The organism is Pseudomonas sp. EA_35y_Pfl2_R5 (assembly GCF_963970805.1).
Lineage (GTDB): Bacteria > Pseudomonadota > Gammaproteobacteria > Pseudomonadales > Pseudomonadaceae > Aquipseudomonas.
The window spans coordinates 21,814-47,572 of the sequence record NZ_CAXAOW010000018.1 but is presented as its reverse complement, the minus strand read 5'-3'; the positions used below and the strand labels follow the sequence as shown (position 1 = coordinate 47,572).

The following is a 25,759-nucleotide window of genomic DNA, read 5'->3' as shown; positions in this document are numbered from 1 at the left end:
AAGCGTCGCCAGCGGTCGCTGAGCCGACGAAATATCCCCGTTACTCTTTCGATATGTGTCGGTTATCGGCACAATTCGCCTCCACTTTTTGGGGGGAGCAGTCTTTGCTCGCCGTTGGCCGACCTTGCACGGGGCACCGAAATGATCAAAACGCCGTACTACCTGATCGACAAACAGAAGCTGCTGGGCAATTTGGAGAAGATCGCTTATGTGCGCGAACACTCCGGTGCCAAGGCGCTGCTGGCGCTCAAGTGCTTCGCCACCTGGTCGGTGTTCGACCTGATGCAGCAGTATATGGACGGCACCACCTCGTCCTCGCTGTACGAGCTCAAGCTCGGTCGGCAGAAGTTCGCCGGTGAAACCCACGCCTACAGCGTGGCCTGGGCGGATGATGAAGTCCCCGAGATGCTCGCCAACTGCGACAAGATCATCTTCAACTCCATCGGCCAGCTTGAGCGTTTTGCTGAGGCGTCCGCCGGCAAGGTGCGTGGCCTGCGCGTCAACCCGCAGGTGAGCAGCTCCGATTACTTGCTGGCCGACCCGGCGCGCCCATTCAGCCGCCTCGGTGAGTGGGACCCGCAAAAGATCGCCGCGGTGATGGATAAAGTCAGCGGCTTTATGTTCCACAACAACTGTGAGAACGGCAGCTTCGAGCTGTTCGACCAGATGCTGACCACTATTGAAGAGCGCTTCGGTCACCTGCTTGAGCAGGTCGAGTGGGTCAGCCTCGGTGGAGGTATTCACTTCACCGGCGACGACTATCCGCTGGATCAGTTCTGTGCGCGGCTTAAAGCCTTCTCCGAGCGCTTCGGTGTGCAGGTGTATCTGGAACCCGGCGAGGCGGCAATCACCCTGAGTTCCTCGCTGGAAGTCACGGTACTCGACACGCTGTACAACGGCAAAAATCTGGCTGTGGTCGATAGCTCCATCGAAGCGCATATGCTCGATCTGCTGATCTACCGGCTGAATGCCAAGATGGCGCCGAACGATGGCGAACATACCTATATGGTCTGCGGCAAATCCTGCCTGGCTGGCGATATCTTCGGCGAATACCAGTTCGATAAGCCGCTGCAAATTGGTGATCGACTGTCGTTTATCGATGCGGCCGGTTACACCATGGTCAAGAAAAACTGGTTCAACGGCCTGAAAATGCCGTCCATCGTGGTGAAACAACTCGACGGTAGCGTCGAGGTGGTACGCGAGTTTGGCTTTGACGATTACCTGTCCAGCCTCAGCTGACCGGTAGGGTGGACAACGCTCTTTTTGTCCACCATTGCGATCGCAGAACGGTGGACGGATGAAGCGCCGTCCACCCTACGAGCTAACTGTTTTTAATAACGCAGTACCCAGGAGGTGAAGCAATTGAAGAAGAATGTTCTGATCATTGGTGCAGGAGGTGTCGCCAAGGTGGTGGCCCACAAGTGCGCGCAGCACAACGATGAACTCGGTCGTATTGCTATCGCGTCGCGCAACATCTCCAAATGCCAGGCCATCATCGACAGCGTAAAGGCCAAAGGCAGCTTGAAGCAGCCGGCCGAAATCCAGGCTTATGCCCTCAATGCGCTGGATATTGAAGCAACCAAGACGCTGATTCGTGAAACCGAATCGCAGATCGTTATCAACGTGGGTTCGGCCTTCCTCAATATGTCGGTGCTGCGCGCCTGCATCGATACCGGCGCCGCCTACCTCGACACCGCCATCCACGAAGAACCGGGCAAGGTCTGCGAAACGCCGCCTTGGTACGGTAACTATGAGTGGAAGCACCTGGCCGAATGCCAGGACAAGGGCGTAACTGCCATCCTCGGCGTCGGTTTCGACCCGGGCGTGGTCAATGCCTATGCTGCACTGGCGCAGCAGCAGTACTTCGACAGCATCGAGTCGATCGACATCCTCGACGTCAACGCCGGTTCCCACGGCAAGTACTTCGCCACCAATTTCGACCCGGAAATCAATTTCCGTGAATTCACCGGCCAAGTCTGGAGCTGGCAGAACAGCCAGTGGACCAGCAACAGCATGTTTGAAGTCAAACGCACCGACGATCTGCCAGTGGTCGGCGAGCAGAATCTGTACCTGACCGGGCATGACGAAGTGCATTCCCTGTCCAAGCACCTGAACGTACCCAATGTGCGTTTCTGGATGAGCTTCGGTGAGCACTACATCAATGTGTTTACCGTGCTGAAAAACCTCGGCCTGCTCTCCGAGCAACCGGTAAAAACCGCCGAAGGCCTCGAAGTTGTGCCACTGAAAGTGGTCAAGGCCGTACTGCCGGACCCAGCCTCGCTGGCGCCGGGCTACAGCGGCAAGACCTGCATCGGTGACCTGGTCAAAGGCACCAAGGATGGCAAACCGGCCGAGCTGTTTATCTACAACGTTGCCGACCACAAAGATGCGTATGTAGAAACCGACAGCCAGGGCATCTCCTACACTGCGGGTGTACCGCCGGTCGCGGCGGCGCTGCTGGTGGCGCGTGGTGATTGGGATGTGTCGCGCATGGCCAACGTTGAAGAGTTGCCGGCCGAGCCGTTCCTCAAGCTGCTGGATGTGATGGGCCTGCCGACCCGGATCAAGGACGCCAACGGTGACCGTCCCTGGGATCAAGCCCTCTGATTGGCTGCGCGTCGGCCCTGCTGCGTTAAAAACAGGCTCAGACGGTGGCTTGCCACCGAACGGCCTTTAGGTCGGCCCCAAGGGCGAGCGGAGCGAGTAATGCTCATGTACAAAAGTACACTCCGCTTCTTCGCCTGTTTTTACCTTGCAGGACTCTAGCTCGCTCAATCAGCCCAACGCCCGCCATTTGGCGGGCGTTTTGTTTCTGGCGTAGACGCCGTCGGCTTAGGGGCAGAGTCGATGACTCCACGCTTCCCGCCCGTGGCATTTCACGCGACAATCAACCCTTATCGACACGCGCCCCAACGTCGGGTGCGTGCTCCGGCGACTCCGTGAGGACACCAGCATGAGCAGCAACGACCGCGTCATTATTTTCGATACCACCCTGCGTGATGGCGAGCAGAGTCCCGGCGCGTCGATGACCGGTGAAGAAAAGCTGCGCATCGCCAAGGCCCTGGAGCGTTTGCGTGTCGATGTGATCGAAGCCGGCTTCGCCATCGCCAGCCCGGGCGACTTCGCTGCGGTCAAGGCGATTGCCGATACCATCAAGGACAGCACCGTGTGCAGTCTGTCGCGAGCGCTGGATGCTGATATCGACCGCGCCGCCGAAGCGCTGAAAGGCGCCAACTCCGGGCGTATCCACACCTTTATCGCCACCAGCCCGATCCATATGCAGCACAAGTTGCGTATGCAGCCGGATCAGGTGGTTGAGCAGGCCGTGCATGCGGTCAAGCGCGCGCGCAATTTGTGCAGTGATGTCGAGTTTTCCTGCGAGGACGCCGGCCGTTCCGAGATCGATTTCCTCTGCCGCATCATCGAAGCGGCCATCGATGCCGGCGCGCGCACCATCAATATTCCCGACACCGTCGGCTACGCCATTCCGCATCAGTACGCCGACACCATCCGCCAGTTGCTCGAGCGTATTCCCAACGCCGACAAGGCGGTGTTCTCCGTGCATTGCCATAACGATCTGGGCCTGGCCGTGGCCAACTCTCTGGCCGCAGTGGTCGCCGGCGCGCGGCAGGTCGAGTGCACGATCAACGGCCTCGGCGAGCGCGCGGGTAACGCCGCGCTGGAAGAGATCGTCATGGCGATCAAGACCCGTCAGGATTTGCTCGGTGTGCATACCCGCATCGACACCCCGCATATTCTCAGCACCTCGCGCATGGTCTCCGGCATCACCGGCTTCCCAGTGCAGCCGAACAAGGCCATCGTCGGCGCCAACGCCTTCGCCCACGAATCCGGCATCCACCAGGACGGCGTGCTCAAGCACCGCGAGACCTACGAGATTATGTCGGCGCAGTCGGTGGGCTGGCACACCAACAAGCTGTCGCTGGGCAAACTGTCCGGGCGCAATGCCTTCCGTTCGCGCCTGGAAGAGTTGGGCATTCAATTGGCCGGTGAGTCCGAGTTGAACGCCGCCTTCGCCCGCTTCAAGGACCTGGCCGACAAGAAGCACGAAATTTTTGACGAGGATCTGCAAGCGCTGGTCTCCGACACCCTCGCCGAGAAAGCCCCGGAACACTTCAAGCTGGTGACCCTGGAAGTGGCGAGCAAAACCGGCGAAGTGCCGGAGGCTAAGCTGGTGGTTAGCGTCGATGGTGCCGAGCAGGCCGCCAGCGCCCAGGGTTCCGGCCCGGTGGATGCGACCTTCAAAGCCATCGAGTCGATTGCCGTATCCGAGGCCACGCTGCAGCTGTACTCGGTTAACGCCATCACCAAGGGCACCGATTCCCAGGGCGAGGTCACCGTACGCCTGGAGAAGGGCGGTCGCATCGTCAACGGCAACGGCGCCGACACCGATATCCTGGTGGCCTCGGCTAAGGCCTACATAAACGCCCTCAACCTGATGCAGGCCGGGCAGAAAGCCCATCCACAGGTAGCTGACGTTTGATCGAAGAGCTGCGCCGCCGCGCTTATCTGAGTGCCATGCAGGTAGCCAGCTGGCTGCCGCGGGTGGAACTGCCCTTTGCTGCGCCATCGCGGCCTGAGCTGCTGCAAGCTCAGGCTGCGGCTGAGCCCGAGCCGTCTGTAGCGCCAGTGGAGCGCGAGCAGGTGGCTGAGGCGGCGCCGGCGTACCTGCCGCCGGCAGCCGAAGAACTGACCGTGGTGCGGGCGAAAATTGAAATACCACGGCCAGCGGTTGCGGCGCGGCAAAGCGTCGCTGCGCAGGCCGATGCCGAAACCGAGAGCGCTGAGCCTAAGGCTGCTCCCGTGGCACCGCCACGTTTTGCCCTGCAATTGCTGCGTGCTGGTGCCTGTGCGGTGCTGGTCGAGCTGCCCACTGGCGAGCCGTTGCAAGGGCGCGACCCCGCCTACCTGCTACTCAAGGATCTGCTGCGCGCTGCGGGTCTGCCGGACAGCCCGCAACTGATCGGTGAGCCAGTGCGCTGGCCGCTGCTGGTGCGCGGGCAGATCGACCAGGGCCCGCAAGCAGCGCGGGAGTATGTGCAGAGCTTTATCGGCGCACGGCTGGAAGAGCAGGAACCGTGCAGCTGTCTGTGGCTGGTGGGCTTACCCGCCATTCGCTTTGCGGGTGAGGCTGATGCCGAGGCTTATAACCGTGAGCTGCAGATCGAAGGCCTGGGCGCTGCCTGGGCGCTGCCGGGCCTGGAGTTGCTGATGGATGAGCCCGAGCGCAAGCGCGAGCTGTGGCAGGCCATGCGCCGCGTGCGTCAGCGCTGGTTGGCCAACAATTGAATACACCTTTTCCCGGCCGCTTGGTCGTGGTTCTACTGCTTGCCGAGTCAACCTGAATGAGTGATGCAATCAGCTTCCGTCCGATGACTGCGGCGGACATCGATGCGGTGCTGAAAATCGAATACGCCGCCTTTAGCCATCCCTGGACGCGCGGCATCTTTACCGACAGCCTGACCTCCTACAACTGCTGGGTGATGTTCGAGGGCGAGCAGCAGGTTGGGCATGGCGTGATCCAGATCATCATGGATGAGGCGCACCTGCTGAATATCACCGTCAAAGCGGAAAGCCAGGGCCGTGGCCTGGGCTTGAAACTGCTCGAACACCTGATGCAGAAGGCCCAGCTGCAGGGCGCCAATGACTGCTTTTTGGAAGTGCGGGCGAGCAATCAGGTGGCGTACCGCCTGTACGAGCGCTACGGCTTTAACGAAGTCGGCAGGCGCCGCGACTACTACCCGGCCGTCGGCGGCCGTGAAGACGCTCTGGTGATGGTCTGCCCGTTGTTCGATTAAACTCTTGCCGTGGTGCTGACACGATTGGCTACCGCTGACGGCGCTATTCGCCGCTGACCTGACGCAGGGCTTGTCGCATACTGGCGCGCGCTGCCCTGCGGCAGCGATATTCGGCCCACTCCTAAGGATTTGTCATGCGCCTGTCTGCTTCGTTGCTTGCGGTGTTTTGCCTATTCACCGCCGCTCAGGCCTTCAGTGCTGAACGCAGCTTTACCATCCTGCACACCAACGATTGGCAATCACGCCTGCTCGGCTTTGGCCCGAACAATGAATATTCCCCTGCCTCCATCGGCGATGACGACACGGTCGGCGGTGTCGCGCGCTTGGCCACCTTGCTTGAGCAGCGCCGCGCAGCTGCCGGTGAACAAGCGGTGCTGCTGCTCGATGGTGGCGATTTCAGCATGGGTACGCTGTTTCATACCGTGACCCGCGAAACCGGCGGCGAACTGCGTCTGATGACCGAATTGGGCTATGACGCTGCGACCCTGGGCAATCACGAGTTTGATTTTCGCCCAGCAGGCTTGGCCGCGATGATCAGTTCGGCGCACCGGGTCAAAGGCGATGCGCTGATGCCGCTGCTGTCGAGCAATCTCGGCTTTGACCCGGTGCGCAAGGAAGACGACAGCCTGCAGGCGCACTACGAAGCTGGGCGCATTGCACCCTACAAACTGATCGACAAGGGTGGCATTCGTTTTGGTCTGTTTGGCCTGCTCGGTAACAACGCCGTGGCGGTCAGCCCGATGATCAAACCAGCGGTGTTTGCCGATCCAGTCGTGACCGCCCAGGCCATGGTCGCCAAGTTGCGCGAGGAGGGTGCTGAGGTGGTGATTCTGCTCTCGCATATGGGCGTGGTGCAGCAGGAGGACGGTAGCTGGCGCGGTGAGGAGGTCGAGCTGGTCGAGCAGGTACCGGGTATCGATATCGTCGTCGGCGGCCACTCGCACACTGCCTTGGCGCAGCCGCTACTGGTGGGCGGTCGCACGCCAGTGGTGCAGGCCGGCTCGGAGATTCAGCACCTGGGCGAGCTGCGTATGCGTCTGCCGGCGGACGGTAAACCGCAGATTGTCGATTATCAACTGCACCCGATTAATGACCAGATTGCTGGCAGCGCTGCGGTGACTGCCCAGGTCGAGGACTTCAAGCAGGTGGTCAGCGCGCAGATGCTGGCGCCAAAGGGTTACACCTTCGACCAGCCGCTGGCCAAGGTCGACAAGACCCTGAGCCGCGCCCATGACGATCCGATTCTCGGCAATCTGGTTACCGACGCGCTGCGCCACGCGACGGGCAGTGATGTGTCGTTTACCGGTAATGGCACCATTCGCGACAATATGATCATGGGCCGCTATGGCGTGCAGACGGTGTCCGACCTGTTCCGCATCGCTCCGCTGGGCGTCGGCGAGCTGGATGATGCGCCGGGTTATCCGCTGATCAAGGTGTATGTCAGCGGGCAGGAGTTGAAGAACCTGCTCGAGGTGCTGTTGCTGGCCTATCAGGTGCGGGAAAGCAAAAGCTATTACCCGCGCGTGTCAGGCCTGCGCTTCAGTTACAACCCCTGGCGCGTGCCGTTTGACCGGGTCAGCCGGATTGAGCTGGGCGATCCAATCAAGGGCTATACACCGCTGGACCTGACGGACCAGCGGTTCTACAGCATCGGCGCCACCAGTTATGTCGGCAGTTTCACCTGGCTGGTCAGCGACCTGACCAAGGGTCTGCTCAGTGTGCAACCCAAGGACGCCCAGGGTCAGCCGCTGGCGGCGATCAAAGACGCGATCATCGATGCCGATCCGCAGCAGCCCGGCGTGCAGGAATATAAAGAGTGGCAGGGCCTGCTCGACCATATTCGCGGCCTGCCCGATCTGGACGGCGACGGCCTGGCCGATATCCCGACCCAGGGTGCCGCTGCCGAGCAACGCATGCAGCGTGCCTCCAGCCTGCAGCCGGCCGAGTTGTACCGCTATGCGGGGCCGTTGCAGTGGGGCGTGAGCCTGGTGCTGTTGGCGGGCCTGCTGCTGATTCTCTGGTTGTTGCGTCGCCGCCGCGCTTGAGCTGACTGCTGTGATTGCGCGCCGCGTGTGCTTGTCAAAAGTCCGTGGCGCTCCTATGGTGCGCATCGACGAACTTGGGAGTGAAGCATGAGCGATCTACAGCACCTCTTCGACAACAATGCGCGTTGGGCCGAAGCGATCAAGGAAGAAGATCCCGAGTTCTTCGCCAAACTGGCCCAGCAGCAGGTGCCCGAGTATCTGTGGATCGGCTGCTCCGATGCGCGGGTGCCGGCCAACGAGATTGTCGGCCTGCTGCCGGGCGACCTGTTTGTCCACCGCAATGTGGCCAACGTGGTGCTGCATACCGACCTCAACTGCCTGTCGGTGATCCAGTACGCGGTCGATGTGCTCAAGGTCAAACATATCCTGGTCACCGGCCACTATGGTTGCGGCGGCGTGCGCGCCTCCATGCAAGATACTCAGTTCGGCCTGATCGACGGCTGGCTGCGTAGCATTCGCGACCTGTACTACGAACATCGTGAGCACCTGGCGCAATTGCCCTGCGAGGATGAGCAGGTCGACCGTCTGTGTGAACTCAACGTGATCCAGCAGGTGGCCAACGTCAGCCACACCACCATCGTGCAGAACGCTTGGCATCGTGGCCAGCCGTTGGCAGTGCATGGCTGCATCTATGGCATCAAGGACGGTCGCTGGAAAAACCTCAACGTCACCGTCAGCGGTATGGAGCAGCTGCCACCGCAATACCGCCTGCGCTCCCTCGGCCAGAGCTGAGGCATGCAATCCTCCGTGCGTGTTGCGCTGGCCGGTCTGCTGCTGGCCACTCTTTGCTGGTCCGGTAATGCTCTGGTAGCCCGGGCGTTTGCCGGCGAAATCCCGCCGTTCGCCCTGTCATTCTGGCGCTGGAGCCTGGCTCTGGTGCTGTTGCTGCCCTTCGTGGTCAAGCCGCTGTGGCAACACCGCGCTGCACTGCGTACCGCCAGCTGGCGCTTACTGGTGCTCGCCGGCGTCGGCGTTGCGGGCTACAACAGCCTGCTGTACGCCGCCGCGCAAACCACAGCGGCGATCAATATCACCCTGGTCAACACCTGCCTGCCGCTGATGACCTTTATCGGTGCCGGTCTGCTGCTCGGCGAGTGGCCGCAGCGCCGCGCCTGGTGGGGCATGGCCGTGGCCGCAGGCGGACTGCTGGTGCTGATCAGCAAAGGCAGCTGGACTAGCCTCAGTGGCCTGGCCTTCAACAAGGGCGATCTGATCATGCTGCTGGCGGTGGCTGACTGGGCGCTTTACTCATTGCTGCTGCGGCGTTGGGCCAGCTATCTGCTGCCGATCCCGCCCTTGGCTCTACTTGGCGTGCTGATGCTGCTGGGCGTGCCACTAATCTTGCCGTTCTATCTCTACGAGCTGGCTCGGGGCGCACACTTCAACCTGACGGCAGAGAACTTGGCCGCCATCAGCTACACCGCCATCTTCGCCTCACTGCTCGCCTATCTTGCCTGGAACCACGCCATCCGCGTACTCGGCGCCGCCAAGGCGGCGCTTTCCAACTACCTGATGCCGGTGTTTACCGCCGTATTAGGTTGGCTGCTATTGGGGGAGGGTTTGCAGAGTTACCACTGGCTTGGTGCCGCGCTGATCTTTACGGGCTTGCTGCTGGGGACGCAGCTGCGTCGTTAAGCGGAGATGTCAGATGTGAATCCTTGGGCATTCCTCCCTCACCATGACGATGCGCTATGCACACCTGTCGCCTGATCATCTTGAGTTGGCCTTGAGGCTTTCTCCGCTTCATCAAAGTGGGCACGCAATTGAGTAGCCAGGCATACAACGAGCGCCCATTGTCATCGTCTTTGCTAAGTCGCCATACTCCTGCCTCTACAGGATCAGATCTAGGGCGCTCTATGGAAAGCAGGATACCCGTACCAACCGACAACATTTTTAAGTTTTATGCGCTTTTTGGCCTGCTACTTTTTGTCTTCGCCTGCGGTGCTCTGATCTACGTGACGCAGTCTACCAACGAGTTGGTTTTCACTTCCTATGTTGAGCTTGAGACTTTAAAAGAACAGAAAACGCCTAGCCCTTCTGTTGTGGCCAAGATTGCAATGTTTGAGCGTTTGCTTGAGATCGGCCTGCAGAGCAAAGAGATGTATCGATACGTCATTGCTTTCTTTTCTGGCATTGGCTTTTGGCTATCGGTGTACGGTTTTTGGCAGTGGCACCGCCGAATTCAACCTGTCATAGATGAGATGCAGCGGGTTCAGCTAGAGCTTGCGAAGCTACAGCTGGTGAAGCTTCAGTCTGAGCAACCAAATCAAGGCGTTGGTGGGGCTTAATCATTGGCAATTAGGCTTTTTTCACCCTGCATGGAGGCTACCAAGATGGCTAAATTTTTCATTCTTCTTATCGCGGCACTGCCGCTGGTGTGTGCAGCTGAAATCTACAAATGGACGGATGAGACCGGCCGTGTCCATTTCGGGGATAAGCCGCAAGAGAAAGACAACGCGGAGCTTGTCTCGGTTAAGGTCAACTCATATGAGAGCGTGAGCTATGACTCTATTTCCCCTGTTCAAAGCGTAGAGTCGAAACGAGTCGTGATGTATTCGGCCAGTTGGTGCGGGTACTGCAAAAAAGCCCGCAACTACTTCCAGCAAAGTGGCATCAGCTACGTCGAGTACGATATCGAGAAAGACAAACGCGCCAGGCAGGCTTATGACTCCATTCGAGGGAATGGCGTGCCTGTCATCTTGGTTGGCGGTAAGAGGATGAATGGCTTCAGCGTTGCAGGCTTCCAGCGCATCTATCAGTAGCTACATACCCGGTTGCTCTGATCTGCTTGGCCACTAGTGCGCGTTGGGATGAGGCCGAGAGCCTAGGCCGTGCTGCCATCTTTGGTGGTAAGGCGCATTTCCACCGTACTAAGAACCGCCAGTCTCGCTCAGTGCCGATTCCCAAGGAAGTGGAAGAGGCTGCGCTCAAGGTAGCCATGCCTGGAACTGGCCGGCTGTTTGTCTCCTGCAGGGCTGCTTTCCGTGGTGCCTATGAGCGCTGCGGCTTCGACACGCCGGGGCAGCTAACCCACATCCTGCGGCACACCTTCGCCAGTCATTACATGATGGCCGGTGGTGACATCCTCAGCCTGCAGCGAATCCTTGGGCATTTCTCCATCACAATGACCATGCGCTATGCACATCTATCGCCAGATCACCTTGAGTCGGCACTACGGTTATCCCCGTTGGTCCAGAGTGCTCATAGAGTTATATGAGTTATTCCCGCAGCAAGGGGTATTCCGTTTGGCTTCATAGGGCCGTTATCTGTAGCTGTTCCAAAGTATTATCGGGTTCTGTCCCGGCGTATCTTCTGCGGCGGCGACTATTAAGCCGTCCTTGACTCGCCACACGACTAGCTTCTTTCCGAATGAGTCTGTGCCGAATTTTGCCCCTGGCAACTGATCTAGGCGTTGGTAGTCGGCGAGCTTTCTTGAAAGATAATCCTCTAGAAGTTCAAAGCTGCCCGCCGCGAACTCAATACGTACGTTGGTTAGCTTCTTATTGGAGAAGAAAAAAGTTACCAAGCGTGCAGGAATGTTGTCATAGGCGGTGCTGATATTCGCTGAGCAAAGATAGTCATTTTTCGCGTTTATGCGTTCTGCCGGGCCCAAATTGCCATAGCATTTCAGCTTGTGGCCACGAGCTTTATTCTCGCTGATAACAGCGTCTTGATCTCGCTCAGAGAAATAATCAGGTGACTCTGAGTAGGTGGGGGTTCCTAGGCGAGCATACCAGTCGGAAATTTCATGCTGGTAATGCAGCGGGAGCAAGCGGAAAAGCAGTGTTCCAGTGGCAAAGAGCACTGCCGCGATCAATATGAGCTTTATAATCTTCATTGGCGTCCTGCCATGTTGGGAGGTTTTGGGGAGTTGTAGTCGAGGTGTAGTCTGTTTGTGGTCTGTCTTTAAAACAAAAAAGGGCTTAGCTTTCGCTAAACCCTTGTTTTGTTTGGTGGCTACGCAGGGACTTGAACCCCGGACCCCAGCATTATGAATGCTATGCTCTAACCAGCTGAGCTACGTAGCCGAGTGGCGCGCATTATTCGCGTCTTGGGGTTGGGTGTCAACCCTGTTGAGCGAAAATTTATGCGCGCGATCAATCGCTTACACGTTAAAGCGGAAATGCATGACGTCGCCGTCTTTAACGATGTAGTCCTTGCCTTCCAGGCGCCATTTACCGGCTTCCTTGGTGCCAGCTTCACCCTTGTATTGGATGAAATCGTTGTAGGCGATGACTTCGGCGCGGATAAAGCCTTTTTCGAAGTCGGTGTGAATCACGCCAGCGGCCTGTGGGGCCGTAGCGCCGACTTTTACGGTCCAGGCGCGGACTTCTTCGACGCCTGCGGTGAAGTAGGTTTGCAGGTTGAGTAGTTCGTAGCCTGCGCGGATTACGCGGTTCAGGCCGGGCTCTTCAAGGCCTAGGGCTTCGAGGAACATGTCCTTCTCTTCACCGTCATCGAGTTCGGCGATTTCTGCTTCGATCTTGTTGCATACAGGTACCACCGGAGCGCCTTCGGCGTCAGCAATGGCCTGGACGATGTCGAGCAGTGGGTTGTTTTCGAAGCCGTCTTCGGCGACGTTGGCGATGTACATCACTGGCGTGCTGGTGAGCAGATGGAAGCCGCGTATCAGTTGCTTCTCGTCGTCACCCAAAGCCTTCATCAGGGTGCGCGCTGGCTTGCCTTCGCTGAAGTGGGGGATGAGCTTTTCCAGCAGGGCTTTCTGGGCGACAGCTTCTTTGTCACCGCCCTTGGCGTTGCGGGTGGTCTTCTGCAGTTGCTTTTCGCAGCTGTCGAGGTCGGCGAAGATCAGTTCGAGGTCGATGATCTCGATATCGCGCTTGGGGTCGACGCTGTTGGCAACGTGAATCACGTTGTCGTCTTCGAAGCAGCGCACCACGTGGGCAATAGCGTCGGTTTCACGAATGTTGGCGAGGAACTTGTTGCCCAAGCCCTCGCCCTTCGATGCGCCCTCCACTAGGCCGGCGATGTCGACGAATTCCATGGTGGTCGGCAGGATGCGCTTGGGGTTGACGATGGCCGCCAGCGCCGCGAGGCGTGGGTCGGGCATTGGTACGATGCCGCTGTTCGGCTCGATGGTGCAGAACGGAAAGTTCTCGGCCGCAATACCGGATTTGGTGAGGGCGTTGAACAGGGTGGACTTGCCGACGTTGGGCAGGCCGACGATGCCGCAGTTGAATCCCATGGTGTTGTCCCTCGCGCGAGTGGCGGTAAAGAGTTAAGAAGTGGCTTTCTGGCTGTGCAGTTTGTGCATGGCCTTGCTCCAGTCGCCCGCAAGTATTTCCGTCAGGGTGCCTAGCGCGAAGTCGATGCTGGTATCCAATAGTTCCTGTTCGCTGCGTGGTGCGCGGCCGAGGACGAAGTTGGAGACCATGCTGCTGTGCCCGGGATGGCCAATGCCAAGCCGCAGGCGGTAAAAATTATTCTGATTGCCGAGCTGGGCGATGATGTCGCGCAGCCCGTTATGCCCGCCGTGCCCGCCACCCTGTTTGAGTTTGGCGACGCCGGGGGGCATATCGAGTTCGTCGTGGGCCACCAGAATAGCTTCCGGCGGGATGCGGAAGAAATTCGCCAGCGCCGCTACGGCCTGGCCGCTGCGGTTCATAAAGGTGGTGGGGATCAGCAGGCGAACATCGCGGCCTTGATGGCTGAATTTGCCAACCAGGCCAAAATACTTTTTGTCGAGGCTCAGATTGATACGCTGGCTGTCCGCCAGGCGCTCAACGAAAAGGGCCCCTGCATTGTGCCGGGTCTGGTCGTATTCAGGGCCGGGGTTACCCAGGCCAACGATCAGTTGTACGGCAGTCATGTCAGGAGCCCTTTTGTGGAAATAGCTCGGCAGAATCGCATACCGAGCTGGTTTCCGACGCTGCGAGGTTTACTCAGCAGCGCCTTCTTCTGCGTCTTTAGCAACGCGGGAGGCGTGGATGTTAGCCACGGCCAGGTCGTTACCGTGAGCCAGTGCAACCAGCTCAACGCCTTTCGGCAGTTTCAGGTCAGCCAGGTGAACGATCTGACCGATTTCAACGGCAGCCATGTCGACTTCGATGAATTCCGGCAGGTCTTTCGGCAGGCAGGATACTTCTACTTCCGACAGAACGTGGGACACTTCGCCGCCTTGCTGCTTCACGCCAACCGAGGTTTCCTGGTTGATGAAGTGCAGGGGAACGATAGCGGTCAGTTTCTGACCCGCGACTACGCGAATGAAGTCAGCATGCAGCACATAGCCTTTGGCTGGATGACGCTGCAGGGCTTTGATGATCACGCTTTCGTTGCTGCCGGCTACGTTCAGGCTCAGCACGTGGCTGTAGGCTGCTTCGTTTTCCAGCAGTTTGGCCAGTTCTTTGGCCAGCAGGCTGATCGATTGTGGAGCTTTTTCGCCGCCGTAAATTACGGCAGGAACCATGGCAACGTTACGACGCAGGCGGCGGCTCGCACCTTTCCCCAGGTCGGAACGCACTTCGGCATTCAGGGCAAATTCAGTCATTTCACTTCTCCAAAATAACCAAACCGTCCGTTACGCTTGCGACCAGCGACGGGACGGTTGGTTGAAAAGCCTTGCCATCAGGGCAGGGCGTTTGCGCTCAGGGCGTGTGCCGAATTAACGGAACATCGCGCTGATCGATTCTTCATTGCTGATGCGGCGAACCGCTTCAGCGACTACCGGGGCGATGTCCAGTTGGCGAATACGCGAACAGGATTGCGCAGCGGCGGACAGCGGGATGGTGTTGGTCACCACCAGCTCGTCGAGTACGGATTTTTCGATGTTCTCGATGGCGCGGCCAGACAGTACAGCGTGTGTGGCGTAGGCGAAGACTTTTGAGGCGCCGTGTTCTTTCAGCGCTTTGGCCGCATGACACAGGGTGCCGGCGGTATCCACCATGTCGTCGACCAGGATGCAGGTACGGCCTTCAACATCACCGATGATGTGCATCACTTCGGAGTGGTTGGCTTTCTCGCGGCGCTTGTCAATGATCGCCAGGTCAACACCCAGGGACTTGGCCACGGCGCGTGCACGCACTACGCCGCCGATGTCTGGGGAGACGATCATCAGGTTTTCAAAGCGCTGGTCTTCGATGTCGTCCACCAGTACTGGCGAACCGTAGATGTTATCTACTGGGATATCGAAGAAGCCCTGGATCTGATCCGCGTGCAGGTCGACGGTCAACACCCGGTCGATGCCTACAACGGTGAGCATGTCAGCCACAACTTTGGCACTGATTGCCACGCGAGCGGAGCGCGGGCGGCGATCCTGGCGGGCATAGCCAAAGTAGGGGATAACTGCAGTAATTCGGGTCGCTGAGGAGCGGCGGAAGGCGTCGGCCATCACTACCAGTTCCATCAGGTTGTCGTTGGTTGGCGCGCACGTCGGTTGAATCAGGAAGACGTCTTTACCGCGGACGTTTTCGTTGATTTCAATCATGATCTCGCCGTCGGAAAATTTACCGACCGAGGCATCACCGAGGGGAATGTGCAGCTGACGTACGATACGTCGCGCCAGATCGGGGTTAGCGTTCCCCGTAAAAACCATCATCTTGGACACGCGCAGTACCTGCCGGCTGGGGGTATACCTGGATGAGTACAGAAATGGCAGGGGCGGCTGGATTCGAACCAACGCATGCCAGGATCAAAACCTGGTGCCTTACCGCTTGGCGACGCCCCTGTATCCTGTGTAACCGAATGCTTTGAGTTGTGTATCCGCTCCAGGGCGGAAATGGCAGGGGCGGCTGGATTCGAACCAACGCATGCCAGGATCAAAACCTGGTGCCTTACCGCTTGGCGACGCCCCTATTACCGTACAACTCTGTGCTCTTAATTACTAAAAGCGGACATTCACTTCCTGACCAAGGTTTCGAGCTTGCGGTGTAACATCGAAATGTTACGGCCTTGGGCAATAAAACTTGGCAAAGTGGCTGGAAGTTGGCGGGCGACTTTATCAGCATCGTCCTGGTTTGGGAAGCTCCCAAACACACAAGCTCCAGTGCCGGTTAATCGAGCCGAAACAAATTTGTTCAACAAGATCAAAGCGTTACGAACTTCTGGATAACGCTTCGTGACCACCGGCTGGCAGTCATTACGACCACCCCCCTCAAGAAGGCTGCGAACTTTAATGGGCGGCGTATCCCGTGTCAACTCGGGGTCGGAGAAAATTTCCGCTGTGCTGACAAGTACTTGCGGGATCGCGACAAGAAACCAGGGTTCGCTCAGGGGCACCGGTTGCAGCTTTTCACCCACGCCTTCGGCAAAGGCTGCATGGCCGCGCACGAATACCGGCACGTCGGCGCCTAGGCTCAGGCCCAATGTGGCCAGTTGTTCTTCGCTGCAATCGAGCTGCCACAGGTGCTTCAGGCCGAGCAGGGTGGTGGCAGCATCCGAGCTGCCACCACCGATGCCGCCGCCCATGGGCAAGCGCTTGTCCAGCCAGATATCGGCACCCAAGGTGCAGTTTGCGTGCTGTTGCAGCAGGCGCGCGGCACGTACGATCAGATTGCTGTCGTGGGGTACGCCGTCGATGGGCGTATGCAGATGAATTTCACCGTCGGAGCGCAAGGCAAAGCCCAGCTCATCGCCGAAATCGAGAAACTGAAACAGGGTTTGCAGCTCGTGATAGCCGTCGGCGCGGCGGCCGAGGATGTGCAGCATCAGGTTGAGCTTGGCCGGTGCAGGCAGAATCAGTTCGGCAGCGGCGGGTATTGCTGGAGCGCTCATTGACCGAGCTGGCGCGGTTGCCAGTCCTTGATCACCAGGGTGACTTGCAGATCGAAGCCGCTGAGCTTGATGCGCTCGGGCAGCCAGAAACCATTTTGCTCGGCATAGCTCAGGTATTCGACGTGCCAGCCGTCCTGGCTCAGTTGCGCCAGGTGGCTTTGGCTGTCGAGGTTCAGACGGCTTTTGCTATCGGGTGAGGGCAGGCCGCGAATCCACCAGAGCAGGTGCGAGACAGGCAGGTTCAAGCCTAGCTGGTTTTGCAGCAGCTGTTCCGGCGACTCGGCCTGGTAGCGGCCCTGATTGGCCACTTCCAGCTGGATTGCGCCGGGGCGGCCGGTCAGGCGTGCCGCCCCGCGACCCAGTGGGCCGGACAGGCGAATGTCGTAATAGTCCTGGCGTTGTAGCCAGAACAGGGTGCCGCTGCCGGAGTCTTTCGGTGCGCGGATGCCGACCTTGCCGTTGATCTGCCAGGCATCCAGGCTGCTGATTCGTTGTTTATGGGCTTGCCAGCTTTGCGCGTCGCCCTGGCCTTCGAGGGCTTCGCGGGAGGTCAGGCCGGCGCAGCCCGCTAATAATGTGATCAGGCTGAAAACTATCAGGTGGCGCGCAAGCATCAGAGTGTCTCTGCTCCGGTCAGGCGCAGCAGAGTGCTGCGCAGGATTGTGCTGTCTGGTTGCTGTTTAAGGGCCTCGCGCCAAAGTTTGCGCGCTTCATTCTGCTTGCCCTGCGCCCACAGCACTTCGCCCAGGTGAGCGGCAACTTCGTGGTCGGGAAATTCTTGCATGGCTTGGCGCAGCAGGCGCTCGGCCTCATCCAGGTTGCCTAGGCGGTAATTGACCCAGCCGAGGCTGTCGAGAATCGCTGGGTCTTCCGGGTTGAGCTGGTGCGCTTGCTCGATCAGCTGTTTGGCTTCGGCGTAGCGCGTGGTGCGGTCGGCCAGGGTGTAGCCTAGGGCGTTGAGCGCCATGGCGTTGTCCGGCTCGCGCTCAAGAATAAAGCGCAGGTCCTGCTCCAATAGAGTCAGATCGTCGCGCTTTTCCGCGAGCATGGCACGGGTGTAAAGCAGATTGAGGTCTTCCGGGAATTGCTCCAGGGCTTGCTGGATCAGTTGCCAGGCGCGCTCAGTGTCCTGCTGCTTGGACCAGGCCTCGGCTTCAATCAGGTACAGCTGAATGGCGTAGTCAGGCTGGCTTTCGCGGGCCTGACGCAGGCGCTCGGCGGCTTCCTTGGCGCGTTGCTCGTTGAATAGCAAGTCGCTTTGACGGGCCTGTGCGGGCAGGTAGTCATTGCCGGGGCCGACCAGGGCGTATTCGATCAGGGCGCTGGAGGTGTCGCCGAGTTCTTCGTAGGCGCGGGCCAGGTTGTAGTGCGCGGCGTCGCTATGACTACCGCGCTCGACCAGTTCTTCCAGGTAGACGATTGCTTCTTTCCATGCCTTGGCTTCCAGGCAGACCAAGGCCAGTGAAAAGCGCAGGTCATCATCGTTGGGGTATTGCTGGAGCAGTGAGGCGAACTCGCCTCTGGCGTCATCCAGGCGGTTCTCGGCGACCAGTAAGCGGGCATAGGTCAGGCGCAGGCGTTTGTCGTCCGGGTACTGCTCGATGCCTTTTTCCAGCAGCGGCAGAGCGTCGTCGTTGCGCTCAAGACTTTGCAGCAGGCGCGCATGCAGCAGGATCGATGCGATAGGACGATCTTTGCTGGGCTGTTGCTCCAGCAATTCCAGGGCTTCCTGCGGTCGGCCATCCTGTTGCAGCAGCAGGGCTTTGCCAAATTGCAGCTGGCTGTTGTCCGGGTATTTGGTTTGCAAGCGATCAAAGCTTTGCAGCAGGCCTGCGCGGGTGTCCGGGTCGGTTTCAGCGGCGGACAGGGCGAGGAAGTCGAAATGCGTATCGCCCTGACGCTGCAGAACCTGCGCCATAAAACTCATGGATTCGTCGTAACGGCCGGCGCGGGCCAGTTGCACGGCGGCAGCGCGCTGGGCGTCGATACTCTCTGGTGCGGCCTTAGCCCACAGCAGACTGGTTTCCAGGGCCGGCTGCTCGGCACCCAAATACTCGGCTATACGAAAACCGCGCTCGGCTACACCAGCATCCTGGGTGGCATTGGCCTGTTCTACGTAGTTTTCCAGGGCAATATCGAAGCGGTTGCGTTGGCCGGCTAATTCCGCGACCAGTAGCGATAGCAGGGTTTCCTGGCTGAAGTCGCGATAAACCTGCGACTGCGCTTGTGTGGCGACTACAGAGGGTTCTTCCACCGGCGGCGCGCCATCCGGGGCAGAGGGGGCAAAGGTCTGGCAGCCACTTAATAAGGCAGCGGCAGTCAGCAAGGCGAAAGATTTATTCATAGGGAGAGTATGTGGCCAACCTGCGGTCTGGGCATCATGACACAAGCATTAGGGCAAGCCCATGGGCTGCCATGATCCTGTTTATGGAGATAACTTGCCTACTTGGGACAATAGGCCGCAGTGGTTGTTCTCGCTTTGCCGAAGTAGGACAATTGCCGGCTTCCACTCCCTGTCAGCGACGTGCATGGCCTTTATTGCCCTCGGTATCAACCACAAGACCGCCTCGGTGGATGTCCGCGAGCGCGTGGCTTTCACTCCCGAGCAGTTGGTTGAGGCGTTGCAGCAGCTGTGTCAGCGCACCAGCAGTCGGGAGGCGGCGATTCTCTCGACCTGTAATCGCAGTGAGTTGTACCTCGAGCAGGATGAGTTGAGCGCTGATGAAGTGCTGGCCTGGCTGGCCAGTTACCATCGTCTGAGCCTCGATGAGCTGCGCGCCTGCGCCTATATCCATGCGGATGACGAAGCCGTGCGCCATATGATGCGCGTGGCCTCGGGTCTTGACTCCATGGTGTTGGGCGAGCCGCAGATTCTCGGTCAGATGAAATCGGCGTTTGCCGTTGCGCGCGAGGCCGGTACTCTCGGGCCGCTGCTAGGGCGGCTGTTTCAAGCCACTTTCAGCACCGCCAAGACCGTGCGCACCGATACCGCCATCGGCGAAAACCCGGTTTCCGTGGCCTTTGCCGCCGTCAGCCTGGCCAAGCAAATTTTCGCCGACCTACACCGCAGCCAGGCGCTGCTGATCGGTGCAGGCGAGACCATCAGCCTGGTGGCTCGCCATCTGCACGACCAAGGTATCAAGCGTATTGTGGTGGCCAACCGCACGCTGGAGCGTGCTAGCAGCCTGGCCGAACAGTTTGGCGCACATGCCGTGCTGCTCTCGGAAATCCCCGATGAGCTGGTTAACAGCGATATCGTGATCAGCTCCACGGCGAGTCAGCTGCCGATTCTTGGCAAGGGCGCGGTGGAGCGTGCATTGAAGCAGCGTAAGCACAAGCCGATCTTTATGGTCGACATCGCCGTGCCGCGTGATATCGAGCCGGAAGTCGGCGAGCTGGATGACGTCTACCTGTATACCGTGGATGATTTGCACGAGGTGATCGCGGAAAACCTCAAGAGTCGTCAGGGCGCGGCCCAGGCGGCCGAAGAGTTGGTCAGTTCCGGTGCCCAGGACTTTATGCTGCGCTTGCGCGAGCTGGCCGCGGTAGATGTGCTCCGCGCCTATCGCCAGCAGGCCGAGCGCCTGCGTGACGATGAGCTAAACAAGGCTCTGCGGCTGCTCAACAACGGCAGTTCGGCCGAGGATGTGCTGGCGCTACTGGCTCGTGGCCTGACCAACAAACTGCTGCATGCGCCCAGTGTGCAGCTGAAAAAATTCTCTGCTGACGGCCGCGTCGATGCGCTGGGCGTGGCCCAAGAACTGTTTGCCCTTGATGAGGGCGCGCCACCTGCTTCCACCCATAGCAGCTCGGCTAATAAATAAAGGTCCGCAATGAAAGCGTCACTGATCAATAAACTCGACCTGTTGCAGGATCGTTTCGAAGAGCTGACCGCGCTGCTCGGTGATGCCGAAGTGATCAGCAACCAGCCACAGTTTCGCGCCTACTCCAAGGAGTACGCCGAGCTTGAGCCGGTGCACCAGGCATTCAGTGCCTTCCGCAAAGTCCAGGCCGATCTCGAAGGTGCCCAGGCGCTGCTTAAAGACAGCGACCCAGATATGCGCGAGATGGCCGAGGAGGAAGTCGCCGAGGCCAAGGAACAGCTGATCGAGTTGGAAGCTACGCTGCAACGCATGCTGCTGCCGAAAGATCCCAACGACAGCCGTAACGTGTTCCTCGAAGTGCGTGCCGGCACCGGTGGCGACGAGGCGGCGATCTTCTCCGGTGACCTGTTCCGTATGTATTCGCGCTATGCCGAGAAGCAGGGCTGGCGCGTCGAGGTGCTGTCGGCCAGCGAAGGCGAGCACGGCGGTTATAAAGAGGTGATTGCTCGGGTCGAGGGCGATAACGTCTACGGCAAGCTCAAGTTCGAGTCAGGCGCGCACCGCGTGCAGCGCGTGCCAGAAACCGAATCCCAGGGCCGTATTCACACCTCGGCCTGCACAGTCGCCGTGCTGCCCGAGCCGGATGAGCAGATGGCCATCGATATCAACCCGGCTGACCTGCGTGTGGACACCTACCGCAGCTCTGGCTCCGGTGGTCAGCACGTCAACACCACCGACTCGGCGATCCGCATCACCCACATCCCCACCGGCACCGTGGTGGAATGTCAGGAAGAGCGCTCACAGCACAAGAACCGCGCCAAGGCCATGGCCTGGCTGGCGGCGAAATTGAAGGATCAGCAGGAAGCCGCCGCGCACAAGGAAATATCCGATTCGCGCAAATTGCTGGTGGGGTCCGGTGATCGATCCGAGCGCATTCGTACCTACAACTTCCCGCAAGGTCGGGTCACCGATCACCGCATCAACCTGACCCTGTATTCGCTCAATGAAGTGATTGCCGGCGGCGTCGAAGCGATTATTGAGCCGCTGCTGGTCGAGTACCAGGCCGATCAGTTGGCTGCGCTGGGCGATTGATCGCCCGATCTACGGCTGTCGCCGAGAATGTAGGGTGGATGATGCTGTTTTCATCCACCACCAGCGGTGGAAAACGCTGCGCGGTTTTCCACCCTACGAAGAGATCGTCATCGCATGACCACCATCGACCAACTGCTCGCCAGCGCCGAACTACCCGACTCGCCGACCCCGCGTCTGGACGCCGAGCTACTGCTCGCCCATGCCCTGGGCAAGTCGCGCAGCTATCTGCACACCTGGCCGGAGCGCGAGCTTGAGGCCGAGCACCTTGAGCATTATCAGGCGGCGCTGGCGCGGCGTCAGGCTGGCGAGCCGGTGGCCTATATTCTTGGCCAGCAGGGCTTCTGGAGTCTGGATCTGGAGGTCGCGGCGCACACCCTGATTCCGCGTCCGGATACCGAGTTGCTGGTGGAAACCGTTCTGGCGCTGCTGCCGGCTACGCCTGCTGCACTGCTGGATTTGGGCACTGGAACCGGTGCGATTGCCCTGGCCCTGGCCAGCGAGCGTCCGGCCTGGCGGCTAACCGGTGTGGATCGCGTACCCGATGCGGTGGCCCTGGCCGAACGCAATCGCGCGCGGCTTAAACTAAGCAATGCCAGCTTTGTTGCAAGCCACTGGTTTAGCGCCCTGGCGGGTCGGCGTTATCAGGTGATCGTCAGCAACCCGCCCTATATTGCCGCCGATGATCGCCACCTGGTCGAAGGCGATGTGCGTTTCGAACCGAGCAGCGCACTGGTGGCAGGCGCGGATGGCCTGGACGATATTCGCCTGATCATCCAACAGGCGCCGGGCTATCTTGAAGCGAGCGGCTGGTTGCTGCTGGAGCATGGCTTCGATCAGGCGGCGGCAGTGCGCGAGCTACTTAGTGCGCGCGGTTTTAGCGTGGTGGAAAGCCGGCGTGACCTAGGCGGCCACGAGCGCATCAGTCTGGGACGCTTTGATAATGAGTGATGCCATGAGCCCGCACGACATGCTGAATGACGAAGAGCTGCTGCGCTATAGCCGGCAGATCCTCCTGCAACAGATCGATATCGCTGGCCAGCTGCGCCTGAAAAACAGTCGCGCGCTGATCATCGGCCTCGGCGGTTTGGGTTCGCCGGTGGCGCTGTATCTGGCGGCTGCGGGCGTCGGTGAATTACATCTGGCGGACTTCGATACGGTCGATTTGACTAACCTGCAGCGGCAGATCGCCCATGACACCCAGAGCATCGGCCAGAGCAAGGTCGACTCGGCAAGCAAGCGCCTACTGGCGATCAATCCGCAGTTGCGCCTGCAAATGCATCGGCAGGGGCTGGACAGCGATGCTCTGGCCACAGCGGTGGCGGCAGTCGACCTGGTGCTGGATTGCTCGGATAACTTCAGCACCCGTGAGGCGGTGAATGCGGCTTGCGTGGCGGCCAAGGTACCACTGGTTAGCGGCGCGGCGATTCGCCTGGAAGGCCAGCTGTCGGTGTTCGATCCACGGCGCGATGATAGCCCTTGTTATCACTGCATCTACGGTCATGGCAGCGAGGCCGAATTGACCTGCAGCGAAGCCGGGGTGGTCGGCCCGCTGGTGGGCCTGGTCGGCAGCCTGCAGGCGTTGGAAGCCTTGAAATTATTGGCACAGTTTGGCGAGCCGTTGGTTGGCCGCTTGCTGTTGATCGATGCCTTGGGTAGCCGTTTCCGTGAGCTGCGGGTCAAGCGTGATTCGGGCTGCAGCGTTTGTGGCGCTAATGGCCAGTAACGTCTCAAGAGACGCGCCGGTTGGCGTATTCGACTCCGGCGTAGGCGGCTTGTCGGTGCTGGGCGAAATCCGCATGCTGCTGCCGAATGAGTCGCTGCTCTACATAGCCGACAGCGGCCATGTGCCCTACGGCGAAAAGAGCCCGGAATTTATCCGCGAGCGCTGCCGGGTGTTGGCCGCGTTTCTTCTGAACCAAGGGGCAAAGGCGCTGGTGCTGGCCTGCAATACCGCCACCGTGGCCGGGGTGGCCGAGCTGCGTGAGTTGTACCCGCAGCTGCCGATTATCGGTATGGAGCCTGCGGTAAAGCCTGCCGCCGCCGCGACCAAGGTCGGTGTGGTTGGCGTGCTGGCCACAACCGGAACCTTGAAAAGCGCCAAGTTTGCCGCCTTGCTCGACCGTTTTGCCTGCGATGTGCGGGTAATTACCCAGCCTTGTCCAGGTCTGGTGGAGCGTATCGAAGCCGGCGATCTGAGCAGCGAACAAACTCGCACGCTGTTACAGGGTTTTGTAACGCCGCTGCTGGAGCAGGGTTGCGACACCTTGATCCTCGGTTGCACCCATTACCCCTTTATCAAGCCCCTGCTGCAAACCCTAGTGCCGCCTTCGGTCAGCCTGATTGATACAGGCGCGGCGGTGGCGCGGCAGCTGCAACGGTTACTTGAAGAGCGAAGCCTATTGGCCAATGGCCCCGCACGGCCGGCGCAATTCTGGTCTAGCGGTAACGTCACGCAGCTAGAAAATTTATTGACCCTTTTATGGGGTGATCGGTCATTAATACAGTCGTTTGACAATATTGAGTCCGACTGCTGATATAAATCGGGTTTCTAAGTACAGACATCGCGCGACGCTTAGCTGACCCACAGGGGTTGTCTCGTCAAAAAAAGGATATTCCGATGAAGAAACTGATCACCTTGGCTGCATGCACAGCCATCTCCATGGCAGGAATTGGCGCTGCGCAAGCGGCCGATGTGACCTTCGCCATTGGCCAGAGCAGCGAGTCCACCATGGTGTATCGCCTGGGAACGCAATTCGATTTCAATCGAAGCTGGTGGCAGAGTGACGTGGGTCGACTGACGGGTTACTGGGATGCGGGCTACACCTATTGGGATGGCGACAAGACGTCGAGCAACCACAGCGTCTCGATCACACCGGTGTTCGTCTACGAGTTTGCCGGGCAGAACGTGCGGCCTTATATCGAAGCCGGTATCGGTATCGCCGCATTCGCTAACACCGAACTTGAAGACCGCGATCTGGGGTCATCCTTCCAGTTTGAAGACCGCATCGGTGTGGGCATGCGGTTCGCCGGCCAAGAAGTTGGCCTGCGAGCAATTCACTATTCCAACGCCGGTCTTAAGCAGCCTAATGACGGTGTCGAGGCCTATACCTTGCATTACCGCATGAGTTTCTAACCGTTTGCACTGTTAAAAAGCCGGATTGCCATCCGGCTTTTTATTGGTCTGCCATTTCTGCCTAGGTGCTTATTGGGGGGCTTTCAGTCCGAAGGCTAACTTGCACTCGTTCTGGGGCTAGGTTTTTGCAGTGGATACGCACTGGCAGAAAGGCTTCGATCACCTGGATATTGCTATCCAGGTGCGCGGTGCGCCGCGGGGTGGTGAAGCTACCGCCGCCAGCTAGCGCCAGAGGTAATAACAACTGATCGGCCAGATGTTCCGCCACCGCGCTCTCGCCACCTAGCCAGTCGCGGGCTTGTTTCGCGACCTGGTCGGCAACCTGCTCGGCGCGCACCCGCGGCTGGCCGAAGGCGGCGAACACTTCGGTGAGCTGCTCGCAACGCACTTCCAGTAGCAACACGTTCCCCGGCCCATGCTCTTGCGGCAGATGGACGAAATGCAGCGCTTCGTCCGGCAGTTTCAAGCGCTTGGCCAACCGCTCCAGCTCCCTCGCGCCGACATGGCCGGGCACGCCCGCCAGCAGGCAACGCGCCTGCTGGTCGAGCACCGCGCCGCGTTCCTCCAAATACAGCGGTTGCAGCTGGCCGGGCTGCACATGTAACTCCAGCTGGCCGCCGCCGGCCGGTGCGAAGCCATGGCGCAGCAAGCTCAACTCCAGCTGTGCGCCCATCCGCCGCAACAGCGGCAGCCAGGCATGCTGGAGAAAGTCGCTCGGTGGTGCCGACGGGTTATGGGTGCCGCCGCTGATCCGCAGGCGGCTGTTATCCGGTGCGCGCAACAAGGCCGGCAGCAGCGTCTGCAACACCAGGGTGCAGCTGCCGGCGGTGCCGATGCTAAAGCTGTAGTCGCCGGCCTTGATCGCACCGGGGCTGAAGCTCAGGCTCATCGAACCGAGCTGCGCGCCTTCGACCTCAGCACCACAGACCTCGGCCGCGGCCAGCACCGCGGTCAGGTGCTGGCGCAACAAACCCGGGCGGCTGCGCCGGGCGCGAATATTGACGATGCGAAACGGCCGCCCGCTGACCATCGACAGGCTTAGCGCGCTGCGTAATACCTGGCCACCGCCAATGGCGCCGTCCAGTTCCAAAAATTCCTTTTGCATACTTCTGATCCAAA

General features: G+C 59.6%; 25 protein-coding genes, 3 tRNA genes and 2 pseudogenes. 18 read left to right on the top strand and 12 right to left on the bottom strand.

Annotated elements, in window-relative coordinates; all coding sequences use genetic code 11:
* Positions 1 to 141: 141 nt before the first annotated feature.
* The 12 genes and pseudogenes from AACX99_RS20210 to AACX99_RS20155 all read left to right on the top strand — a co-directional run.
* A complete protein-coding gene (locus AACX99_RS20210; protein ID WP_339414217.1) occupies positions 142 to 1,239 on the top strand; it encodes a carboxynorspermidine decarboxylase in 1,098 nt (365 codons plus the stop codon).
* Between the two features lie 123 nt (positions 1,240 to 1,362).
* A complete protein-coding gene (locus AACX99_RS20205; protein WP_339414216.1) occupies positions 1,363 to 2,607 on the top strand; it encodes a saccharopine dehydrogenase family protein in 1,245 nt (414 codons plus the stop codon).
* A 346-nt stretch (positions 2,608 to 2,953) separates the two neighbouring features.
* On the top strand, positions 2,954 to 4,501 hold the full coding sequence (locus AACX99_RS20200) for a 2-isopropylmalate synthase (RefSeq protein WP_339414214.1): 1,548 nt from the start codon (positions 2,954 to 2,956) through the stop codon (positions 4,499 to 4,501).
* Positions 4,498 to 5,307 carry an energy transducer TonB gene (locus AACX99_RS20195; protein WP_339414213.1) on the top strand — a complete coding sequence of 270 codons (810 nt, stop codon included), beginning with the start codon at positions 4,498 to 4,500 and terminating at the stop codon, positions 5,305 to 5,307. Before AACX99_RS20200 ends, AACX99_RS20195 begins: the two co-directional genes overlap by 4 nt.
* 56 nt (positions 5,308 to 5,363) lie before the next feature.
* Positions 5,364 to 5,816, top strand: coding sequence for a ribosomal protein S18-alanine N-acetyltransferase (gene rimI, locus AACX99_RS20190; protein ID WP_339414212.1), 453 nt, complete (start codon positions 5,364 to 5,366; stop codon positions 5,814 to 5,816).
* A 134-nt stretch (positions 5,817 to 5,950) separates the two neighbouring features.
* Positions 5,951 to 7,861, top strand: a complete 1,911-nt coding sequence (locus AACX99_RS20185) for a bifunctional metallophosphatase/5'-nucleotidase (RefSeq protein ID WP_339414211.1) — start codon at positions 5,951 to 5,953, stop codon at positions 7,859 to 7,861.
* Positions 7,862 to 7,948: 87 nt separating this feature from the next.
* Entirely contained in the window at positions 7,949 to 8,593 is a 645-nt protein-coding gene (gene can, locus AACX99_RS20180) for a carbonate dehydratase (protein ID WP_339414210.1), read from the top strand.
* A 3-nt stretch (positions 8,594 to 8,596) separates the two neighbouring features.
* Positions 8,597 to 9,496 (top strand): DMT family transporter, encoded by a 900-nt coding sequence (locus tag AACX99_RS20175; RefSeq protein ID WP_339414209.1) that lies wholly within the window; start codon positions 8,597 to 8,599, stop codon positions 9,494 to 9,496.
* A 19-nt stretch (positions 9,497 to 9,515) separates the two neighbouring features.
* Positions 9,516 to 9,632, top strand: a pseudogene (locus AACX99_RS20170) (phage integrase); the annotation flags it as partial.
* A gap of 85 nt (positions 9,633 to 9,717) precedes the next feature.
* Positions 9,718 to 10,149: a hypothetical protein gene (locus AACX99_RS20165; RefSeq protein ID WP_339414208.1), complete on the top strand. Its 432-nt coding sequence runs from the start codon at positions 9,718 to 9,720 to the stop codon at positions 10,147 to 10,149.
* Between the two features lie 45 nt (positions 10,150 to 10,194).
* On the top strand, positions 10,195 to 10,623 hold the full coding sequence (locus tag AACX99_RS20160; RefSeq protein ID WP_339414207.1) for a glutaredoxin domain-containing protein: 429 nt from the start codon (positions 10,195 to 10,197) through the stop codon (positions 10,621 to 10,623).
* 2 nt (positions 10,624 to 10,625) lie between these two features.
* A pseudogene (locus tag AACX99_RS20155) lies at positions 10,626 to 11,078 on the top strand (tyrosine-type recombinase/integrase); the annotation flags it as partial.
* 45 nt (positions 11,079 to 11,123) lie between these two features.
* Here AACX99_RS20155 and AACX99_RS20150 read toward each other — a convergent pair.
* From AACX99_RS20150 to AACX99_RS20100, 11 genes are all read right to left on the bottom strand, one after another.
* Positions 11,124 to 11,699: a hypothetical protein gene (locus AACX99_RS20150; RefSeq protein WP_339414206.1), complete on the bottom strand. Its 576-nt coding sequence runs from the start codon at positions 11,697 to 11,699 to the stop codon at positions 11,124 to 11,126.
* Positions 11,700 to 11,812: 113 nt separating this feature from the next.
* Positions 11,813 to 11,889, bottom strand: a tRNA-Met gene (locus tag AACX99_RS20145).
* Positions 11,890 to 11,966: 77 nt separating this feature from the next.
* Entirely contained in the window at positions 11,967 to 13,067 is a 1,101-nt protein-coding gene (gene ychF, locus AACX99_RS20140) for a redox-regulated ATPase YchF (protein ID WP_339414205.1), read from the bottom strand.
* 33 nt (positions 13,068 to 13,100) lie between these two features.
* Positions 13,101 to 13,691, bottom strand: coding sequence for an aminoacyl-tRNA hydrolase (gene pth / locus AACX99_RS20135; protein ID WP_339414204.1), 591 nt, complete (start codon positions 13,689 to 13,691; stop codon positions 13,101 to 13,103).
* 69 nt (positions 13,692 to 13,760) lie between these two features.
* Positions 13,761 to 14,369, bottom strand: a complete 609-nt coding sequence (locus AACX99_RS20130; RefSeq protein WP_339414203.1) for a 50S ribosomal protein L25/general stress protein Ctc — start codon at positions 14,367 to 14,369, stop codon at positions 13,761 to 13,763.
* Positions 14,370 to 14,483: 114 nt separating this feature from the next.
* Complete coding sequence (locus AACX99_RS20125; protein WP_090251437.1) at positions 14,484 to 15,425, bottom strand: ribose-phosphate pyrophosphokinase; 942 nt, start codon at positions 15,423 to 15,425, stop codon at positions 14,484 to 14,486.
* 45 nt (positions 15,426 to 15,470) lie between these two features.
* A tRNA-Gln gene (locus AACX99_RS20120) sits at positions 15,471 to 15,545 on the bottom strand.
* Between the two features lie 52 nt (positions 15,546 to 15,597).
* Positions 15,598 to 15,672, bottom strand: a tRNA-Gln gene (locus tag AACX99_RS20115).
* A 43-nt stretch (positions 15,673 to 15,715) separates the two neighbouring features.
* The gene (gene ispE / locus AACX99_RS20110; RefSeq protein ID WP_339414202.1) at positions 15,716 to 16,591 is read right to left on the bottom strand and encodes a 4-(cytidine 5'-diphospho)-2-C-methyl-D-erythritol kinase; all 876 of its coding nucleotides are present in this window, start codon (positions 16,589 to 16,591) and stop codon (positions 15,716 to 15,718) included.
* Entirely contained in the window at positions 16,588 to 17,205 is a 618-nt protein-coding gene (lolB, locus tag AACX99_RS20105; RefSeq protein WP_339414201.1) for a lipoprotein insertase outer membrane protein LolB, read from the bottom strand. The genes ispE and lolB overlap by 4 nt, the downstream gene beginning before the upstream one ends.
* Positions 17,205 to 18,935, bottom strand: coding sequence for a tetratricopeptide repeat protein (locus tag AACX99_RS20100; RefSeq protein ID WP_339414200.1), 1,731 nt, complete (start codon positions 18,933 to 18,935; stop codon positions 17,205 to 17,207). The genes lolB and AACX99_RS20100 overlap by 1 nt, the downstream gene beginning before the upstream one ends.
* Positions 18,936 to 19,119: 184 nt before the next feature.
* On the opposite strand from AACX99_RS20100, the gene hemA reads away from it, so the two are divergent.
* The 6 genes from hemA (at position 19,120) to AACX99_RS20070 (ending at position 24,640) form a co-directional block, all read left to right on the top strand.
* Complete coding sequence (gene hemA / locus AACX99_RS20095; RefSeq protein WP_339414199.1) at positions 19,120 to 20,415, top strand: glutamyl-tRNA reductase; 1,296 nt, start codon at positions 19,120 to 19,122, stop codon at positions 20,413 to 20,415.
* Between the two features lie 9 nt (positions 20,416 to 20,424).
* Complete coding sequence (gene prfA / locus AACX99_RS20090; protein ID WP_339414198.1) at positions 20,425 to 21,507, top strand: peptide chain release factor 1; 1,083 nt, start codon at positions 20,425 to 20,427, stop codon at positions 21,505 to 21,507.
* Between the two features lie 114 nt (positions 21,508 to 21,621).
* Entirely contained in the window at positions 21,622 to 22,455 is an 834-nt protein-coding gene (gene prmC, locus AACX99_RS20085; protein WP_339414197.1) for a peptide chain release factor N(5)-glutamine methyltransferase, read from the top strand.
* Between the two features lie 19 nt (positions 22,456 to 22,474).
* Positions 22,475 to 23,230 carry a molybdopterin-synthase adenylyltransferase MoeB gene (locus tag AACX99_RS20080; protein ID WP_339414232.1) on the top strand — a complete coding sequence of 252 codons (756 nt, stop codon included), beginning with the start codon at positions 22,475 to 22,477 and terminating at the stop codon, positions 23,228 to 23,230.
* Complete coding sequence (murI, locus tag AACX99_RS20075) at positions 23,220 to 24,041, top strand: glutamate racemase (RefSeq protein WP_339414196.1); 822 nt, start codon at positions 23,220 to 23,222, stop codon at positions 24,039 to 24,041. Before AACX99_RS20080 ends, murI begins: the two co-directional genes overlap by 11 nt.
* A gap of 83 nt (positions 24,042 to 24,124) precedes the next feature.
* Positions 24,125 to 24,640: an acyloxyacyl hydrolase gene (locus AACX99_RS20070; protein ID WP_339414195.1), complete on the top strand. Its 516-nt coding sequence runs from the start codon at positions 24,125 to 24,127 to the stop codon at positions 24,638 to 24,640.
* 61 nt (positions 24,641 to 24,701) lie between these two features.
* Here the strand turns inward: AACX99_RS20070 and rtcA are convergent, their stop codons facing one another.
* Positions 24,702 to 25,745 (bottom strand): RNA 3'-terminal phosphate cyclase, encoded by a 1,044-nt coding sequence (gene rtcA, locus AACX99_RS20065; protein ID WP_339414194.1) that lies wholly within the window; start codon positions 25,743 to 25,745, stop codon positions 24,702 to 24,704.
* Positions 25,746 to 25,759 lie beyond the last annotated feature (14 nt).

Bases quoted from the DNA above. Each gene is read 5' to 3' on its own strand.
- AACX99_RS20210 (WP_339414217.1), top strand. From the start codon at position 142: ATGATCAAAACGCCGTACTACCTGATCGACAAACAGAAGCTGCTGGGC.
- pth (WP_339414204.1), bottom strand. From the start codon at position 13,691: ATGACTGCCGTACAACTGATCGTTGGCCTGGGTAACCCCGGCCCTGAA.
- hemA (WP_339414199.1), top strand. From the start codon at position 19,120: ATGGCCTTTATTGCCCTCGGTATCAACCACAAGACCGCCTCGGTGGAT.
- rimI (WP_339414212.1), top strand. From the start codon at position 5,364: ATGAGTGATGCAATCAGCTTCCGTCCGATGACTGCGGCGGACATCGAT.
- AACX99_RS20160 (WP_339414207.1), top strand. From the start codon at position 10,195: ATGGCTAAATTTTTCATTCTTCTTATCGCGGCACTGCCGCTGGTGTGT.
- lolB (WP_339414201.1), bottom strand. From the start codon at position 17,205: ATGCTTGCGCGCCACCTGATAGTTTTCAGCCTGATCACATTATTAGCG.
- ychF (WP_339414205.1), bottom strand. From the start codon at position 13,067: ATGGGATTCAACTGCGGCATCGTCGGCCTGCCCAACGTCGGCAAGTCC.
- rtcA (WP_339414194.1), bottom strand. From the start codon at position 25,745: ATGCAAAAGGAATTTTTGGAACTGGACGGCGCCATTGGCGGTGGCCAG.
- AACX99_RS20175 (WP_339414209.1), top strand. From the start codon at position 8,597: ATGCAATCCTCCGTGCGTGTTGCGCTGGCCGGTCTGCTGCTGGCCACT.
- AACX99_RS20185 (WP_339414211.1), top strand. From the start codon at position 5,951: ATGCGCCTGTCTGCTTCGTTGCTTGCGGTGTTTTGCCTATTCACCGCC.
- AACX99_RS20080 (WP_339414232.1), top strand. From the start codon at position 22,475: ATGCTGAATGACGAAGAGCTGCTGCGCTATAGCCGGCAGATCCTCCTG.
- AACX99_RS20150 (WP_339414206.1), bottom strand. From the start codon at position 11,699: ATGAAGATTATAAAGCTCATATTGATCGCGGCAGTGCTCTTTGCCACT.
- AACX99_RS20130 (WP_339414203.1), bottom strand. From the start codon at position 14,369: ATGACTGAATTTGCCCTGAATGCCGAAGTGCGTTCCGACCTGGGGAAA.
- prfA (WP_339414198.1), top strand. From the start codon at position 20,425: ATGAAAGCGTCACTGATCAATAAACTCGACCTGTTGCAGGATCGTTTC.
- ispE (WP_339414202.1), bottom strand. From the start codon at position 16,591: ATGAGCGCTCCAGCAATACCCGCCGCTGCCGAACTGATTCTGCCTGCA.
- AACX99_RS20070 (WP_339414195.1), top strand. From the start codon at position 24,125: ATGAAGAAACTGATCACCTTGGCTGCATGCACAGCCATCTCCATGGCA.
- prmC (WP_339414197.1), top strand. From the start codon at position 21,622: ATGACCACCATCGACCAACTGCTCGCCAGCGCCGAACTACCCGACTCG.
- can (WP_339414210.1), top strand. From the start codon at position 7,949: ATGAGCGATCTACAGCACCTCTTCGACAACAATGCGCGTTGGGCCGAA.
- murI (WP_339414196.1), top strand. From the start codon at position 23,220: ATGGCCAGTAACGTCTCAAGAGACGCGCCGGTTGGCGTATTCGACTCC.
- AACX99_RS20100 (WP_339414200.1), bottom strand. From the start codon at position 18,935: ATGAATAAATCTTTCGCCTTGCTGACTGCCGCTGCCTTATTAAGTGGC.
- AACX99_RS20165 (WP_339414208.1), top strand. From the start codon at position 9,718: ATGGAAAGCAGGATACCCGTACCAACCGACAACATTTTTAAGTTTTAT.
- AACX99_RS20200 (WP_339414214.1), top strand. From the start codon at position 2,954: ATGAGCAGCAACGACCGCGTCATTATTTTCGATACCACCCTGCGTGAT.